This is a genomic window from Streptomyces afghaniensis (genome assembly GCF_044327915.1).
GTDB lineage: Bacteria > Actinomycetota > Actinomycetes > Streptomycetales > Streptomycetaceae > Streptomyces > Streptomyces afghaniensis.
In genome coordinates this window covers 956642-971486 of the sequence record NZ_JBIRGJ010000001.1, presented here as the reverse complement: position 1 = coordinate 971486, position 14845 = coordinate 956642, and the positions used below count along the sequence as shown (strand labels likewise).

At 72.8% G+C, this 14845-nt stretch carries 14 protein-coding genes; 2 read left to right on the top strand and 12 right to left on the bottom strand.

The window, feature by feature from the left end; genetic code table 11:
- Nucleotides 1-158 precede the first annotated feature (158 nt).
- Nucleotides 159-1121: an LLM class F420-dependent oxidoreductase gene (locus ACH4G3_RS03955; RefSeq protein WP_397622947.1), complete on the top strand. Its 963-nt coding sequence runs from the start codon at nt 159-161 to the stop codon at nt 1119-1121.
- 92 nt (nt 1122-1213) lie between these two features.
- On the opposite strand, the gene ACH4G3_RS03950 is transcribed toward ACH4G3_RS03955, so the two are convergent.
- A complete protein-coding gene (locus tag ACH4G3_RS03950; protein ID WP_397622946.1) occupies nt 1214-2242 on the bottom strand; it encodes an SDR family oxidoreductase in 1029 nt (342 codons plus the stop codon).
- A gap of 6 nt (nt 2243-2248) precedes the next feature.
- Nucleotides 2249-2749 carry a phage holin family protein gene (locus ACH4G3_RS03945; RefSeq protein ID WP_397622945.1) on the bottom strand — a complete coding sequence of 167 codons (501 nt, stop codon included), beginning with the start codon at nt 2747-2749 and terminating at the stop codon, nt 2249-2251.
- A 48-nt stretch (nt 2750-2797) separates the two neighbouring features.
- Here ACH4G3_RS03945 and ACH4G3_RS03940 point away from each other — a divergent pair, with 48 nt between their 5' ends.
- Nucleotides 2798-3145: a VOC family protein gene (locus ACH4G3_RS03940; RefSeq protein WP_184907755.1), complete on the top strand. Its 348-nt coding sequence runs from the start codon at nt 2798-2800 to the stop codon at nt 3143-3145.
- A gap of 18 nt (nt 3146-3163) precedes the next feature.
- Here ACH4G3_RS03940 and ACH4G3_RS03935 read toward each other — a convergent pair whose 3' ends face one another.
- The 10 genes from ACH4G3_RS03935 to ACH4G3_RS03890 form a co-directional block, all read right to left on the bottom strand.
- Nucleotides 3164-3724 carry a GNAT family N-acetyltransferase gene (locus tag ACH4G3_RS03935; protein ID WP_397622944.1) on the bottom strand — a complete coding sequence of 187 codons (561 nt, stop codon included), beginning with the start codon at nt 3722-3724 and terminating at the stop codon, nt 3164-3166.
- Nucleotides 3725-3755: 31 nt separating this feature from the next.
- Entirely contained in the window at nt 3756-5537 is a 1782-nt protein-coding gene (locus ACH4G3_RS03930; RefSeq protein WP_397622943.1) for a CocE/NonD family hydrolase, read from the bottom strand.
- Between the two features lie 157 nt (nt 5538-5694).
- Nucleotides 5695-6627 (bottom strand): S66 peptidase family protein, encoded by a 933-nt coding sequence (locus ACH4G3_RS03925; protein WP_397622942.1) that lies wholly within the window; start codon nt 6625-6627, stop codon nt 5695-5697.
- Entirely contained in the window at nt 6624-8588 is a 1965-nt protein-coding gene (locus tag ACH4G3_RS03920; RefSeq protein ID WP_397622941.1) for a S9 family peptidase, read from the bottom strand. The genes ACH4G3_RS03925 and ACH4G3_RS03920 overlap by 4 nt, the downstream gene beginning before the upstream one ends.
- Before the next feature lie 4 nt (nt 8589-8592).
- Nucleotides 8593-9906, bottom strand: a complete 1314-nt coding sequence (locus ACH4G3_RS03915) for a M20/M25/M40 family metallo-hydrolase (protein WP_397622940.1) — start codon at nt 9904-9906, stop codon at nt 8593-8595.
- Complete coding sequence (locus ACH4G3_RS03910) at nt 9899-10732, bottom strand: M55 family metallopeptidase (protein WP_397622939.1); 834 nt, start codon at nt 10730-10732, stop codon at nt 9899-9901. Before ACH4G3_RS03910 ends, ACH4G3_RS03915 begins: the two co-directional genes overlap by 8 nt.
- 76 nt (nt 10733-10808) lie before the next feature.
- Entirely contained in the window at nt 10809-11906 is a 1098-nt protein-coding gene (locus ACH4G3_RS03905; protein ID WP_397622938.1) for an SGNH/GDSL hydrolase family protein, read from the bottom strand.
- Nucleotides 11907-11996: 90 nt separating this feature from the next.
- A complete protein-coding gene (locus tag ACH4G3_RS03900) occupies nt 11997-13280 on the bottom strand; it encodes an NAD(P)/FAD-dependent oxidoreductase (protein ID WP_397622937.1) in 1284 nt (427 codons plus the stop codon).
- Nucleotides 13277-14071, bottom strand: a complete 795-nt coding sequence (locus tag ACH4G3_RS03895) for an amino acid ABC transporter ATP-binding protein (protein ID WP_397622936.1) — start codon at nt 14069-14071, stop codon at nt 13277-13279. Before ACH4G3_RS03895 ends, ACH4G3_RS03900 begins: the two co-directional genes overlap by 4 nt.
- A complete protein-coding gene (locus ACH4G3_RS03890) occupies nt 14068-14823 on the bottom strand; it encodes an amino acid ABC transporter permease (RefSeq protein WP_397622935.1) in 756 nt (251 codons plus the stop codon). The genes ACH4G3_RS03895 and ACH4G3_RS03890 overlap by 4 nt, the downstream gene beginning before the upstream one ends.
- Nucleotides 14824-14845 lie beyond the last annotated feature (22 nt).

Below are 14845 nucleotides of genomic sequence, written 5' to 3'. Positions count from 1 at the left end.
CGGCGCTGTCGCTTGGCTCGGGAGCCTTCCGCGTCCCCCTGGCCAGGGCACCCAAACGTCCGGCGGGGCCCTCTCGGCCGAGTGTCGCCGGTTTCCGGACCGGCGGCCGGGTACCCGGTGCGGGATACGGACCGCCGATGTCGCGGAGGCACTCCCCCATGCCCGAGTACGGTTATTTCCTGTCGTGCGAGCAGTACGGCCCCGCCGAACTGATCGACCAGGCGCGGATGGCCGAGCAGGCCGGATTCCAGGCGCTGTGGATCTCCGACCACTACCACCCGTGGAACGACGAGCAGGGCCAGAGCCCGTTCGTGTGGTCCGTGATCGGCGCGCTGTCCGAGGCGGTGTCCCTGCCGGTCGAGACGGCGGTGACCTGCCCGACCGTGCGGATGCACCCGGCGGTGGTGGCGCAGGCCGCGGCGACCAGCGCGGTGATGACGGAGAACCGCTTCCGGCTGGGTGTCGGCTCCGGTGAGGCGCTCAACGAGCACATCCTGGGTGACCACTGGCCACCGGCCCACGTCCGTCTGGACATGCTGGAGGAGGCCATCCAGGTGATGCGCCGGCTGTTCACCGGCGAGGAGGTCAACCACCACGGCCCGCACTACACGGTGGAGAACGCCCGCCTCTACACGGTCCCGGACGAGCCGATCCCGATCGACATCTCCGGCTTCGGCCCGGCGGCCACGCAGCTGGCGTCCCGCGTCGGCGACGGCTACATCACCATCCAGCCGGACGAGGCCATGGTGGAGCAGTACCGCAAGGGCGGAGGCGGCGGAAAGCTCGTCAGCGGCGGCACCAAGGTCTGCTACGACACCGACAAGGACGAGGCCGTACGGACCGTCCACCGGCTCTGGGCGAACGAGCAGCTGCCCGGCGAGCTGGGCCAGGTGCTGCCCTCGCCGAAGCACTTCGAGCAGGCGCAGCAGCTGGTCACCGAGGACATGGTGCGGGAGAACCGGGTGTGCGGCGACGACGTGGACGAGCACGTGGCCGAGCTGAAGCAGTTCGCGGACGCGGGCTTCGACCGGGTCTACGTCAACCAGATCGGCCCGGACCTGCGAGGCTTCTTCGACTTCTACCGCACGAAGGTCCTGCCGCAGCTCCAGCAGGCCGTCTGAGGGAAGGTGTGGGCGCGCCTGATTCCCTACTGGGCCCAGGCCAGAATCGCCAGGCCCAGTAGGGAATCAGGCGCGCCTATCGGTTATCGGCCCTATCGGCGGGCCTGCCCGGCCAGCTTGCGTGCGGCCAGGGCGCCCGCCGCCCCCACGGTCAGGACCGCGCCCATCCGGCGCCGGTTCCGTGAGACCCACTGCTGCGGGCTGTCGTGGACGGCCTCGTCGTCGAACCGCCCGTGCGCGCCGAAGTCGTGGCCCCGCGGCCCGTCCGCCGGAGCCCACAGGTTGGCCGGCTCATCGTGCCGCTCCTCGTCCTGCTGCGACGAGAAGCCCGTGCGCGCCAGATAACGGTCCAGCAGCCCGGGGACGACGGCGTTGGCGAGAAGTGTGGCGGCCGTGGAGGCGCCCACCCAGTACTCCCGGCGCCCCGCGTGCGACGCCGCGTACACGATCGCCCGGGCCGCGACCTCCGGCTGGTACACGGGCGCGACCGGCCGGGCGCGGCCCCGCATGCGGTTCAGCACCCACTCGAACTGCGGGGTGTTGACGGCGGGCAGCTGCACCATCGTCGTACGCACCCCGCTGCGCGTGTGCAGCAGTTCGCAGCGCAGGGACTCGTTGAACCCCTGGATGGCGTGCTTGGCCCCGCAGTACGCCGACTGGAGCGGGATGCCCCGGTAGGCGAGCGCGGAGCCGACCTGCACGATCGTGCCGCGGTCGCGCGGCAGCATGTGGCGCAGGGCTGCCCGGGTGCCGAACACGTAGCCCAGGTAGGTCACTTCGGTCACGCGGCGGAACTCGTCGGGGCCGATCTCCGTGAACGGCGCGAAGACCCCGGTGAAGGCGTTGTTGACCCAGACGTCGATGGGGCCGAAGGTGTCGACGACCTGCTGGGCGGCGTTGTCGACGGCCTTGGCGTCGGAGATGTCCACGCCGATGACGAGGGGCTCGCCCCCGGCGCTCCGCACCTCGTCGGCCGCGGCGGCGAGCCCTTCACTTCCCCTGGCCAGCAGGGCGACCCGGTCTCCCCCGGCGGCGAAGGCCCGGGCCGTGGCCCGTCCCACGCCGCCGCTGGCTCCGGTCACCACGACGACGCGGCCGTGCGGTGTGTCTGTGGTGCGCATGCAGTATCACGCCCTGTGGGGAGGCACGTCGGGGTCGTCCGCGGGCCGCGGGGGCACCACGCCGGGGGCGGGCCCGCCGGCGGCTCCGGCGACGGGTCCGGCGGCGGGCGGGGCCGGCGGCACGGGCGGCACACCACCGGGCATCGCGGTGCCCGGGCCGGTGCTCTCGTGTCCCGGCGTCATGCCGGCCGCGTGCGCCGGGCCCGGGCGGGACGCGGACGGGCGGGCCATGCCGCGCAGCACGTACGCCAGGGCGCCCAGGATCGCGGCGGTGATCAGGGCGGCGGCCCAGTCGGGCAGGCCGAGGGCGAGGGCCAGTCCCACGGCGAGCGCGAGGGCCGCGCCCGCGTACAGGGCGAGCGCGCCGGACGCGGCGTACAGCATCGCCTTGCGGCGCTGCCTGCGCGTCTGCTCACGCAGTTCGTCCCGGACGGTCTCGCGCGCCACCTGTGCCAGCTCGTCGACCAGATGCTTGTCCAGATGCTCCAGGTGATCCAGCGGCTTCATACCCGGCCGGGTACCCTGGCCCCCTCGCGCGTAACTAGGCTCGTCCCCATGGAGATTCTGGGTGCCACACTGCGCGTCTGCGTCGACGACCTCGAGACCGCGATTCCCTTCTACGAGCGGCTGGCGGGCGGCAGAGCCCAGCGCTTCGAACGGGGCGGTGTCCAGGTGGCGGCGATCGGCTGCTTCCTGCTGATGAGCGGGCCCCCGGCCGAACTGGAGGTGCTGCGCAAGGTGGCCGCGACGATCGCCGTGACGGACGTCGAGGAGACGCACAAGGTGCTGACCGAGCTGGGCGCCCACATCGTCGCGGGGCCTATCGCCTCACCGGCGGGCCGCAACCTGATCGCCCTTCATCCGGACGGGTCGGTCTACGAGTACGTGGACCGTCAGGCGTGATCCCGGCCGGGGCCCGGTTCAGCGCCGCCCCGGCTCCGTGATCATCTCGGTGGTGATCGCCCAGCGCTCGTGGTCGCGCCAGGCCCCGTCGACGAAGAGCATGTTCGGCGAGAAGCCCTCCAGGCGGAATCCGCGGCTGCGGGCCAGGGCGATCGACGCGGCGTTCCCGGGCTGGACGTTGATTTCCAGCCGGTGCAGCCTCATCGGCCCGAACGCGTACCGCACCACGAGGTCGAGCCCTTCGCGCATCAGCCCCCGCCCTGCGGCGTGCGCGAAGGCGCCGTAGCCCAGCGTCCCGGACTGGAAGCCGCCCTCGACGATGTTGTTGATGTTGATGAACCCGGCGATGGACCCGTCGCCCTTCTCGCAGACCAGGAAGCCGGCCTTGGCGGGGTCCTCGATCAGCCGGGACGCGTACGCGCCGTACGCCGGTGCGCTGTCGGGCGGGAAGAGCCACGGCTGGTGCAGGTCCTTGCTCTCCCGGGCGCGGGCGGTGAACTCGGCGCCGTCCTCGTAGCTGAAGTGGCGTATGCCCACCCGGGGGCCTTCGGCGAGGTAGCGGGATGCGTTGTGCGGCACCCCGCCACAGTAACCGCGCCGGCCGTGTCTTTCAGGACCCGACGACCGGCAGCCGGAGCACGCCGGGCTCGCGCGGTCCGCTGACCACGGTCACCGGCTTGATCCCCCGGTTTCCGAAGTAGGCGTCGTCGCTCGCCGCGATCACGAACCGCAGCCGGTGCCCGGTCTCGTACCGGTGCACGATGCCGGGCAGGGTGACGGTGAAGCTCTTCGTCACGTCCGGTACCCGGACCGGCGCGGCCAGGCGGCGCACGAGGGTGCGGGTGCCGTCGGGGGCGACGTCGTAGATCTTGGCGAAGAGGACGAGCTTGTCGGCCGCGTCGCCGGAGTTCTGCGTGCGCTCGGCCTTCGGGGAGTGCACCTTGAGCGTGGCCCGGGGCGCGCCGACGACGTCGAGGGGGCGTTCCAGCGGATCGCTGGTCCAGTCGAGGTAGGTGCCCTTCGTATCGTGTGGGGGTGGGTCCTTCAGCCCGATGAGTCCGGCCAGCGAGCTCTCCGAATGGCTCGTGGGGATCATCCGGTTGGCGTAACCGCGAGTGCCGCGGGCCACCTTGTTGCGGTTGTCGACGAGCTTGCCGTCCCCGGAGAGGTACAGCGTGCGGTTGGGCGTGGGGACGCGGTCGGCGGTGGCGTAGGCGCGGTTCGGGTCGGTCACCCAGTCGCGGTGGTAGGCGAAGGCCGGTCCGGTGTCAGCGTGTGTCTGCTTCCGCAGGTGGCGGTCGAACCAGGCGAGGACGCGCCGGCCGACGTAGCTGGTCTCCAGGTTGCCCCGGGCGAGGTCGAGTTCACCGGTGGCCGGGCCGGTGAGGCCGCCGCTGTGGCCCCAGGACTGCCAGATCATCTTCACGGGGGTGCCCTGGGCCCGGAGCGTCCGGTACGTCGCCGTGGCCTCGTTGAGGTTGAAGAGGGTGTCGGCCTGCCCCTGGACCAGCAGGGTGGGCGCCTTGACGCGGTGCAGGTACGACACCGGGGAGACGCGGCGCGCGAAGGCGAGCAGCTCGGCGGTCCGGTCGGCGGGGTAGCTGCCGGAGTTGAGGGTGTGGATGGTCCGGCAGGCCTGGGTGACGAAGTGCAGGCAGGCCAGGTTGTTGATGCGGGTGGGGTCGAGGCTGGGCTGGAGCAGGGGCTGGCCTTCGCCGATGAGGTAGAAGCCGTTGGTCCACTGCCACTTGAACGCGCCGGGCACGGAGGGGGCGCCGGCGGCGTTGTTGGGGTCCAGCGAATAGGCCAGGTCGTGCCAGGTGATCATCGGGACGAGTGCGTCGAGGCGGTGGTCGACGGAGGCCGTCGCGAGCTGGACGGCGCCGCCGTAGGAGCCGCCGATCATGCCGACGCGCGGGTCGCCGGGGGCGTCGAGGGTGACGAAGTCGGCGGTGCTGCCGTCGTCGGCGGCCCGTTTGCCGCCCAGGAAGTCGACGAGCTGTGAGGCGGCGGCGCCGTCGATGTCCGGGTCGTCGAGGGAGACGAGGCAGCCGCTGCGGCCGAAGCCGAGCCCGGAGTAGACGAGGGAGACGTAGCCGCGCCGGGCGAAGGCCTTGCCGATGGCGTCCGTCGAACCGTCCGACTTGCTGCCGCCGAAGCCGTTCGTGCCGAGCACGGCGGGTGCCGGGTGGCCCCGGTCCACGCCCGTGGGACGGTACAGGTCGGCGTCGACCGTGCAGGAGCGGCCGCCGGCCCGGACGGTGAACTTCAGCGGGGTGACGGTGTAGGGGTCGGCCGCGGATGCGGGTGGGGTGAGGGCGAGGGGGGCTGCCAGGGCGGCGCCCAGAGCGAGAGCGAGGGGTGCGCGGGATCTGGGCACGCGTCGGGACACACGGACCTCCACGGTGAGGGGTGACGGCAACGACGACAACTTGGACAACCCGGATACCGACCAGTAGGTACTGGTCGGTAGTCATGTTGTGACACGTGTCAGGGGGCGTCAATCACCGAAACGGGGGTTTCTTGACAGGGTTTCAGTAGCGGCGGGCTCAGCTCAGGGCCGGCACGTCGAGCGTCAACGTGCCTATCTCGGCGTCCAGTTCGGCCGGAACACCGAGGGGCATCGTCAGTGCGCCCTCGCCGTGCCCGAACCCGAACTCCTCCACGACCGGGACGCCGAGGCCGCCGAGCCGGTCGGCGAGCACCGCGCGCAGCTCCTCGTACGGGCCGCACGCCGCCCAGGAGCCGAGCACGATCCCGGCGACTCCGTCCAGCCAGCCGGCGCGCAGGAGTTGGGTCAGATACCGGTCGACGCGGTAAGGGCGCTCGCCCACGTCCTCGATCAGCAGCAGCCCGCCCCGGGCGCCGGCGAGGGCGTGCGGGGTGCCGAGGTCGCTCGCGAGCAGGCTGAGGCAGCCGCCCAGCGTGACGCCCCGGGCCCGCCCGGGCACCAGCGCGGTGCCGCCCGGGGGCACCGCGGTGACGGTCCGCACGGACTCGGGCTCGAAGAGGGTCGACCGGAGGTGTTCCTGCGCCCGGGCGTTCTTGAGGAAGTCGACACCGGCCGCCGCCGGGCCGTACAGGGTGACCAGTCCCAGGCGGGTGGCGAACGCCTGGTGCAGGACGGTGATGTCGCTGAACCCGGCGAACACCTTCGGGCCCGCCGCCCGCATCGCGTCCCAGTCGAGCAGGTCCACCATGCGCTGCGCCCCGTATCCGCCCCGGGCGCACAGCACGGCGGCGACGGCCGGGTCGCACCAGGCGTTCTGGAGGTCGGCGGCCCGCTGGGCGTCCGTACCGGCCAGATAGTCGAACTCCCGGTGGCGGCCGAGCACATGGGGCGCCACCACCGGGTCGAGGTCCCAGCCGCGCAGGACGTCGAGCCCGGCCTGGAGCCGCTCCTCGGGCACGGGCCCGCTGGGCGCGACGACGGCCACGCGGGCGCCGGGGGCGAGTCGGGGCGGTCGCAGCAGGGGTCTCACTTCTTGAGCTCCAGTCTCGGGACGCCGGGCGGCTTCAGTCCGAACACCTGGGCGTACAGGGAGAGTTCGGCTTCCAGGGCGCGCACCATGGTCTCCGCCCGCCGGAACCCGTGCCCCTCCCCCTCGAAGGCGAGGTAGGCGTGCGGCACCGGCCGGTTGCCGAGCCGGGCCAGGAACCGCTCGCACTGGACGGGCGGGCAGATCACGTCGTCCAGGCCCTGGAGCAGCAGGAACGGCACGTGCAGGCGGTCTGCGTGGGTGGCGGGCGAGCGCTCCGTGTAGCGCGCGGGCACGTCGGCGAGCGGCCCGATCAGGCTCTCCAGGTACCGCGACTCGAAGTCGTGCGTCTCGCCCGTGCCCCAGCCGGTGAGGTCGAGGATGGGGTACTTGATCGTGCCGCAGGCGTAGACGCCGGTCGTGGTGAGCGAGGCGGCCGCGGTCCAGCCGCCCGCGCTGCCGCCCCGGACGGCGAGCCGGTCGCGGTCGGCGGTGCCCTCGTCGGCGAGGGCCAGGGCGACGGCCGCGCAGTCCTCGACGTCGACCACGCCCCACTGCTCGCGCAGCCGTTCGCGGTACGCGCGGCCGTATCCCGTGGAGCCGCCGTAGTCGACCTCGGCGACGCCGATGCCGCGCGAGGTGAAGTAGGCGATCTCCAGGTCGAGCACGAGCGGCGCGCGACTGGTGGGCCCGCCGTGCGCCCAGACGACGTACGGCGGCAGCTCGTCGGCGGGGGCGACGCAGCCGGGGTGGTGCGGCGGGTAGATGTGGGCGTGGATGTCGCGTCCGTCGGGTCCGGTGAAGGTGCGGATCTGCGGCTCGGGGTAGTACGCGGGATCCACTGCGTCGTCGTGCTCGGCGCCGACGACCCGGGCGTGGCCGGTGCGTGCGTCCAGCTCGACGACCTCGTAGGCGCTGCGCGGGCTGGCCCCGACGGCCACGACCCGCTCGCCGTGCGCCGCGAGGGTGGCGGCGAACTCGGTCCAGGGCCCGGCCGCGTCGACGACCTCGCCGGTCTCCGGGTCCAGGATGCCGAGGGCGGTGGCGCCCCGGCCGTGCACGACGGCGATCAGGCCGCTGTCGAGCGGCGCGAACCATCGCATGCCCAGTTTCCACAGCGCCCCGCCGAACTCCTCCTCGCGTGGGCACAGCGGGTCCCCGTCGAGGTGGAGGTTCCACCAGCCACTGCGGTCGCTCGCGTACAGCAGGCGCCCGTCGTGGGTGAAGTCGGCCTGCGCGATGGACTCGCCGGGCCCGCCCGCCACGGTCCGGGCGCCGTGCAGGGTGCCGTCGGGGCCGACGTCGGCGAGGAGCAGTTCGGTGCCGTCCCACGGCATGCGCGGATGGTCCCAGGCGAGCCAGGCCGCCCGCCGCCCGTCGGGTGACAGCCGCGCTCCGGTCACGAACCGGTGCCGGTCGTCGGTGAGTTCGCGTACGGCCGCCCGGTCCCGGGCGGCGGAGCCGTCCAGCGGTACGGCGGCCAGGACGCGGCGCACATCGGTGGGTCCGGCGCCGGTGAACTCCTCCAGCACACACCACACCTCGCCCCGCTCGGGCCGCAGTCGCGGCTCGGCCCAGCGCAGGCCCGCGCCCACGTCGGACACGGGCGTGAGCGGGCGCGGCTCGCCGCCCGGCTCGTACCGGTACAGCCGCTGGTCGGCGTGGTTCACGAACACCACCAGCGGGTCGTTCTCCTGCGGGAGTGCGGCCCAGGGATGTCCGCCGTACTCGATGACCCGGCTGCGCACGTTCCACGGCGCGGGCAGCAGCGACTCCTCCGTGCCGTCGGCGTGCCGCCGCACCAGGGTGCGCCGTCCGCCCTCGGCCGGGCGCGGCTCGGTCCACCACACCTCGTCGCCGACGAACCCCACGTACTCCGGATGCCCGTCGTGCGCGGCGGCCAGGGCCGCGTCGATGGGCGAGGGCCACGCCCCGTACGGCAGTGTCCGCACCGTCTTCGCCACTCCCCTAGGCCGTCCGCAGGAACCGGTCGAGCACGCGGACGCCGAAGTGCAGCGCCTCGACCGGGACCCGCTCGTCGACGCCGTGGAACATGCCCCAGTAGTCGAAGCCCTCCGGCAGCTTCAGCGGTGTGAAGCCGTAGCCGGTGATGCCGAGGCGGGAGAACTGCTTGGCGTCCGTGCCGCCGGGCATGCAGAACGGCACCACGTGTCCCTCCGGGGCGAACTCCTCGACGGCGGCCCGCATCCGGGCGAAGGTCGCCGAGTCCACGGGCGCCTGGAGGGCCACCTCGTGGTGGTGGAACTCCCAGTCCACGTCCGGCCCGGTGAGCCGGTCGAGGGTGGCGCGGAACTCGTCCTCCCCGCCGGGCAGATAACGGCCGTCCACGTGCGCCACCGCCTCCCCCGGAATCACGTTGATCTTGTAACCGGCGTCCAGCATGGTCGGGTTGGCGCTGTTGCGGATGGTCGACTCGACGAGCCCGGCGGCCGGTCCGAGCTTGTCGAGCAGCCGGTCCACGTCGGTCAGGTCGGGCTCGATGCCGTACAGCGCGGCGAGTTCGGTGAGCGCGGCGCGCACGGTCGGGGTCAGCCGCGGCGGCCACTCGTGCTCGCCGATCCGGGTGATCGCGGCGGCGAGGCGGGTGACCGCGTTGTCCTTGTTCACCTTGGAGCCGTGCCCGGCCCGGCCGCGCGCGGTGAGCTTGAGCCAGGCGGTGCCCCGCTCACCGGCCGAGAGGGGGTAGATCTGCCGTCCGGCGCCGTCGTGGAAGGTGAAGGCGCCCGATTCGCTGATGCCCTCGGTGCAGCCCTCGAACAGCGCGGCGTGTTCGTCGGCGAGGAATCCGGAGCCGTCCTCGGCGCTGGCCTCCTCGTCGGCGGTGAACGCGATGACGACGTCCCGCCGGGGGCGGACACCCTGGCGTGCCCAGCCGCGGAGCACGGCGAGGATCATCGCGTCCATGTTCTTCATGTCGACGGCGCCGCGTCCCCAGACGACCCCGTCGCGGATCTCCCCGGAGAACGGGTGCACGCTCCAGTCGGCGGCCGCGGCGGGTACGACGTCCAGATGGCCGTGGAGCAGCAGCGCGTCGGCCGAGGGGTCGGTGCCCTCGACGCGGGCGACGACGTTGGTGCGGCCCTTGGTGCGCTCCAGGAGCGTCGGCTCGATGCCGGCCTCGGCGAGCCGCGCGGCGGCGTACTCGGCGGCGGGCCGCTCCTGGCAGTCGCCCCCGCCCCGGTTGGTGGTGTCGATCCGGATCAGGTCGGACGTGAACGTCACGACCTCGTCCAGCGCCTGCCCGTCCGGCTGCTCAGCCATACTGCTCCTCCACCGCGGCCGAGACGATCGTGGTGACCGCCTTGAAGGCGCGGATGCCCTCGTACATGGTCTCGCTGGTGTAGGCCACCTTCCGCTGCCCGATCCGCTCGACACCCGGCACGACGGTGGCGGCCATGGCCAGGTGCTCGGCGTCGAACTCGACGGCGACGGTGAACGGGCCGCCGCGCACGGGTTCGTGACGCACGGCCAGTGAAGCCGCCTCCTTGGCCGCCGCCCGGATGTCGGCCGCGGTCCTGGCGGGCGTGCGGCACACCGCCGCGTACCGCGAGACGTGGTCCTTCACGGCGACCTTCAGCGCCTCGGGCGCGTACCCGAGCGCGTCCTCGCAGGTGACGTCGTCCCCGGTGACCAGCACGACCGGCACCCCGAACTCGGCGACGACACCGGCGTTGAGCAGGCCCTCGCTCGCCGGTACGTCGTTCAGCCACACGCCGGTGATCTGGTTCGCGAGGTAGGTGTGCGCGAGGACGCCCTCCATGCCGGCGCCCGCGTGGTAGCCGACGAACGCGATGCCGTCCACGTCGCCGTGCTGCACGCCCTCCACCATGGACAGCGCCTTGTGCCGCCCGGTGAGCAGCTGGGCCCGTTCGTCCAGCTGCTCCAGCAGCAGATTGCGCATGGTCGAGTGCGCCTCGTTGACGATCACCTCGTCCGCGCCGCCGTCGTAGAAGCCGAGCACGGCGGCGTTGACGTCCGAGGTGAAGAGCGAACGGCAGCGTTCCCACTGCGAGGCGCCCGGCAGCACGTCGTCGGGCCAGGTGACGCCGGTGGCGCCCTCCATGTCGGCGCTGATGAGGATTCTCATGACGAGCCGTCCCCCCGGATGGAGATCTTCATGGTTCGTCACGTTACGCGCTGCGGGCGCAACCGGCTACGACATGTCACCACCGTATCGGCAGGTCGGTGACGAACGAGGTGAGACGGTCGGCGAGCAGCCGGTCGTCTCGGGCCGAGTAGTGCCAGTGGCAGCCCGTGTAGTCCAGGCCCGTGTCGTCGAGGCGCCAGTAGCGGACCCGGCGGTCGCCCGCGCCCGTGCGTTCCTCGACCACCTGCTGGACGTGTCCGGCGAACGGGCCGGCGCCGACGGCCAGGATGGTCGTCCCCGGCCCGTAGCGCGTCCGGAGCTTGTGGAGGAAGCCGCTGTAGGCGCTCCGGTAGGCGGCGGCGAGGCTTTCGCCGGTCCACGGCTCGCCGGGGTTGACGGGGGTCGAGAAGTCGTTGGTGCCGAGGTGGACCACCACCAGTTGCGGCCGCCAGGTGCCCGGGTTCTGCCAGACGTCGCCGGGCACGTTCAGCAGGGCACGGTCGTAGAAGCTGCGGTAGTTCACCTCCGGCGTCCCGCCGTTGTAGTTGCGGACCATGCCCAGGCCCGAGTACGCGTTGATCTGGTAGTCGGCGCGCAGCCGCCGGGCGGTGAGGGCGCCGTAGCTCACGTCGGCGTTCGTGGTGCGCTTGAGCTGCTCGCTGGTGCAGTCGCGGGAGGCCGAGAGGTTGCCGTAGCCCACGGTGAGGGAGTCGCCGATGAACTCGATCTGGCGGCTGCGCGCGGCCGGCCCGGTGAGGACGGCGCCGCCGGGCGCGGCGACGAAGCCGCCGAAGGAGCTGGTGCTCCAGGGGGTGTCGTTGCGTTTGACGAGCCGGACGGTGTGCACGCCGTCGCGCAGGCCGTTGACCCAGTGGGTGGTTCTGCCCGGCGTGACGAGGGTCGCGACGGTTGCTCCGTCGATCTGGACGTCGTAGTCAGCGGCCGGGTCGTCGAGCACGACGCCGACGCCGGTGCCGCGGAACCGGCCTTCGAAGTACACGCCGGGCCAGCTGTACTGGAGCGCGTCTCCGGTGTCCTTGACCCGCCCGGCGGTGTGCACGCTCGCGCGCACGGCGTCCTCGTCCGGTGGGGCGGCGGTGGCGACCGCGGGCGGGCCGGCCAGCGCCAGCGCCGCCGTCGACGCGAGAAGCATCCGTAACCAGGGCAACGGCATGACTGTCCTCCGGGGGACGAGGCAGGTGCACGGACCGGGCATGGGTGACCGTACACCGACAAAAACCCCGCCCACCAGACCGCGGCGCGCTCAGCTCCGCAGCCGGTCGAAGCCGAAGGGCACGAGGGCCTCGGGCCGCCGTCCGGTGACGACGTACTCGGCGAGCCGGTGCCCGGTGACCGGGCCCAGGGTGACCCCCAGCATGCCGTGGCCGGTCGCCGCGAACGCGTTGTCGTGCCCCGGGACGCGGTCGATTACCGGGAGCCCGTCGGGGAGGAACGGCCGTCCGCCGACCCATGGGTCCCGGATCAGGCCGACCAGGTCGTCCGGGTCGTCGAACCAGCGGCCCAGGTAGTGCCGGCTCGCGAGGGCGACCGCGACGATGCGGCGCCAGTCGAGGCGGTTGTTGTTGCCGCTGAGCTCCATCGTGCCGCCGATCCGCGTGGTGCCGCCGATCGGCGAGGCGACGGCCCGGCGCTCGCCGAAATACAGCGTGTGCCGGGGCGCCGGATCCAGGTCCACCGAGAAGCTGTAGCCCTTGCCCGCCTGGAGGGGCAGACGGTGCCCCAGGAACCCGAGCAGATCCGGCGAGCGCATGCCGGCGGCGACGACGACCGCCCCGCAGGGCAGCTCGGTGTCGGCGGTGCGCAGGGCGGTGACCCGGCCGCCAGCCGTCCGGAACCCGGTGACCTCGGCGTTCTCATGGATCTTCACACCCGAGGCGGCCAGTGCCTCGCCGAGGGCACGCGCGAACGCCTCCGGGTCGACCACCCCCTCCCCCGCGACGAGGTAGGCCGCGCGCACGGCCGGTGACAGCGCCTCGTCCAGCAGGTGCGCCTCGGTGCCCGTGACGATGTCGTCGGGCACGGGGTAGTGCCCGTCCGCCATCTCCCGCTGCAGCGCGAGGTGGTGGCGGGCCTCGGCCGGCGACAGGAAGGCGTGCACCATCCCGGGCCGGGTCAGCGTGGTGTCCACACCGGCCTCGCGCAGCCCGTCGAACAGGGGGAAGGTGTCGCGGTTCAGCTCGGCGATCGCCCCGTAGCCGCGCCGGAAGACGGCCGGGGTGCTGCTGCGCCAGAACCGCCACAGCCACCGTACGAACGCCGGGTCCGGAAGCGGCCGCAGGTAGAGCGGGGAGTCGGGGCGGCCGAGCGAGCGCAGGGCGTAGCGCACCACGCCCGGGGCCGGCACCGGCGTCGAGTGGCTGAGGCAGACCCAGCCGGCGTTGCCCCGCGACGCCCCGGACCCGAGCCGGCGCCGCTCGACCACCTCCACCGGCAGCCCCGCGGCGGCCAGGTAGTACGCCGTGCACAGCCCCACGACACCGCCGCCCACGACCACGACCGGGTCCGCCGTGGCCGACACGGCGCTCACGACGCGTTCCCGTACGACGCGAGGAACTCCCTGGTCCGGGCCTCGGCAGGGGTGTCCAGGACGTCTTCGGGCCGGCCCTCCTCCACGATCCGGCCGCCGTCGACGAACACGACGTGGTCGGACACCTCCCGGGCGAAGGGCAGTTCGTGGGTGACGAGCAGCATCGTCATCCCGTCGGCGGCCAGTTCGCGCATCACGCTCAGCACCTCCCGGGTCGCCTCGGGGTCCAGGGAGGAGGTGGGCTCGTCGAAGAGCAGCACCTCGGGCCTGAGGGCGAGGGCCCGCGCGATGGCGACGCGCTGCTGTTCACCGCCGGAGAGCTGCTCTGGCTGGGCGAGGGCACGGTGGGCCACCCCGACCCGGCGCAGCAGCGCCACGGCCCGCTCCAGGGCCTGCGGTTCGGGCACGCCCGCCTTGCGCTGCGCGAGCACCACGTTCTCCACGGCGGTCAGGTGCGGGAACAGATGGAACCGCTGGAAGACCATGCCGACCGTGCGGCGCAGCCGGGGAAGGTCGCGGCAGACCATGCGGCCGTCCTGATGGACGGTCTCCCCGGCGACTTCGACGGTGCCCCGGTCGGGGCGTTCCAGCAGGTTCACGCAGCGCATCAGGGTCGTCTTGCCGCCCCCGCTCTGCCCGATGACGCTGACGATGCTGCCCCGGCCGACCTCCAGGTGTACCCGGTCGAGGACGAGCCGGCCGTCGAAGGACTTGCACAGCCCCTCGATCCGTATGACGGCCTGGGCGGAGGCCCGGGCGGCGGGCGTCGCCGCGGCCACTGACTCGGTCATGCGGAAACCTCCTTCACGGGAACGGCGGCGGCCGGCTCGGCGGCCAGCAGGGCACGGGCCGCCCGCAGCCGCCGCCGTCGCCACGGCGACAGGGGCACTCCGGACCGGACCTTGCGCTCCAGGAGCAGCAGCAGCTGGGACAGCGGGTAGCACAGGGCGAAGTAGATCGCCGCGATGACCAGGTACACCTCCAGGGCCCGGAAGGTGGCCGAGGTGATGAGCCGCCCCTCGGACATCAGCTCGGCGGCGGAGACGGTGACCAGCAGCGAGGTGGACTTGAGCAGGTCGACCAGCATGGTGTTGGTGCCGGGCAGGGCCAGCCGGAGGGCCTGCGGCAGCACGATGTGGCCGAAGATGCCGGTCCTGCCGATCCCCAGGGCCTCACCGGCCTCGGTCTGCCCGGCGTGCACGCCGCTGATCGCGGCGCGGAAGATCTCGGACAGGTAGGCGGCGTAGAAGACGACCAGGCTGAGGCAGCCGGCCGTGAAGACGTCGAGCCGGATCCCGGCCGAGGCGAGACCGAAGTAGGTCAGGAAGATGATGGCGAGCAGCGGGACGTTCTTGAACACCTCGGTGTAGACGGCGGCGAGGGCGCGCGCCGGCCAGGCCCTGCTGAGCCGCAGCAGCGCCACGGCCAGGCCGAGCAGCACCGCCCCAGCGAAGCCGGCGGCCGTGTAGGACACGGTGCGTCCGAGCGCGGCGATCAGATCGGGCCGGTAGTCGGACCAGGGAACCTCGAAGAGACCGGACATGGCGGCTGCTTTCACTGGGCTT

Bases quoted from the DNA above. Each gene is read 5' to 3' on its own strand.
- ACH4G3_RS03895 (WP_397622936.1), bottom strand. From the start codon at position 14,071: ATGACCGAGTCAGTGGCCGCGGCGACGCCCGCCGCCCGGGCCTCCGCC.
- ACH4G3_RS03905 (WP_397622938.1), bottom strand. From the start codon at position 11,906: ATGCCGTTGCCCTGGTTACGGATGCTTCTCGCGTCGACGGCGGCGCTG.
- ACH4G3_RS03950 (WP_397622946.1), bottom strand. From the start codon at position 2,242: ATGCGCACCACAGACACACCGCACGGCCGCGTCGTCGTGGTGACCGGA.
- ACH4G3_RS03890 (WP_397622935.1), bottom strand. From the start codon at position 14,823: ATGTCCGGTCTCTTCGAGGTTCCCTGGTCCGACTACCGGCCCGATCTG.
- ACH4G3_RS03955 (WP_397622947.1), top strand. From the start codon at position 159: ATGCCCGAGTACGGTTATTTCCTGTCGTGCGAGCAGTACGGCCCCGCC.
- ACH4G3_RS03915 (WP_397622940.1), bottom strand. From the start codon at position 9,906: ATGGCTGAGCAGCCGGACGGGCAGGCGCTGGACGAGGTCGTGACGTTC.
- ACH4G3_RS03945 (WP_397622945.1), bottom strand. From the start codon at position 2,749: ATGAAGCCGCTGGATCACCTGGAGCATCTGGACAAGCATCTGGTCGAC.
- ACH4G3_RS03910 (WP_397622939.1), bottom strand. From the start codon at position 10,732: ATGAGAATCCTCATCAGCGCCGACATGGAGGGCGCCACCGGCGTCACC.
- ACH4G3_RS03940 (WP_184907755.1), top strand. From the start codon at position 2,798: ATGGAGATTCTGGGTGCCACACTGCGCGTCTGCGTCGACGACCTCGAG.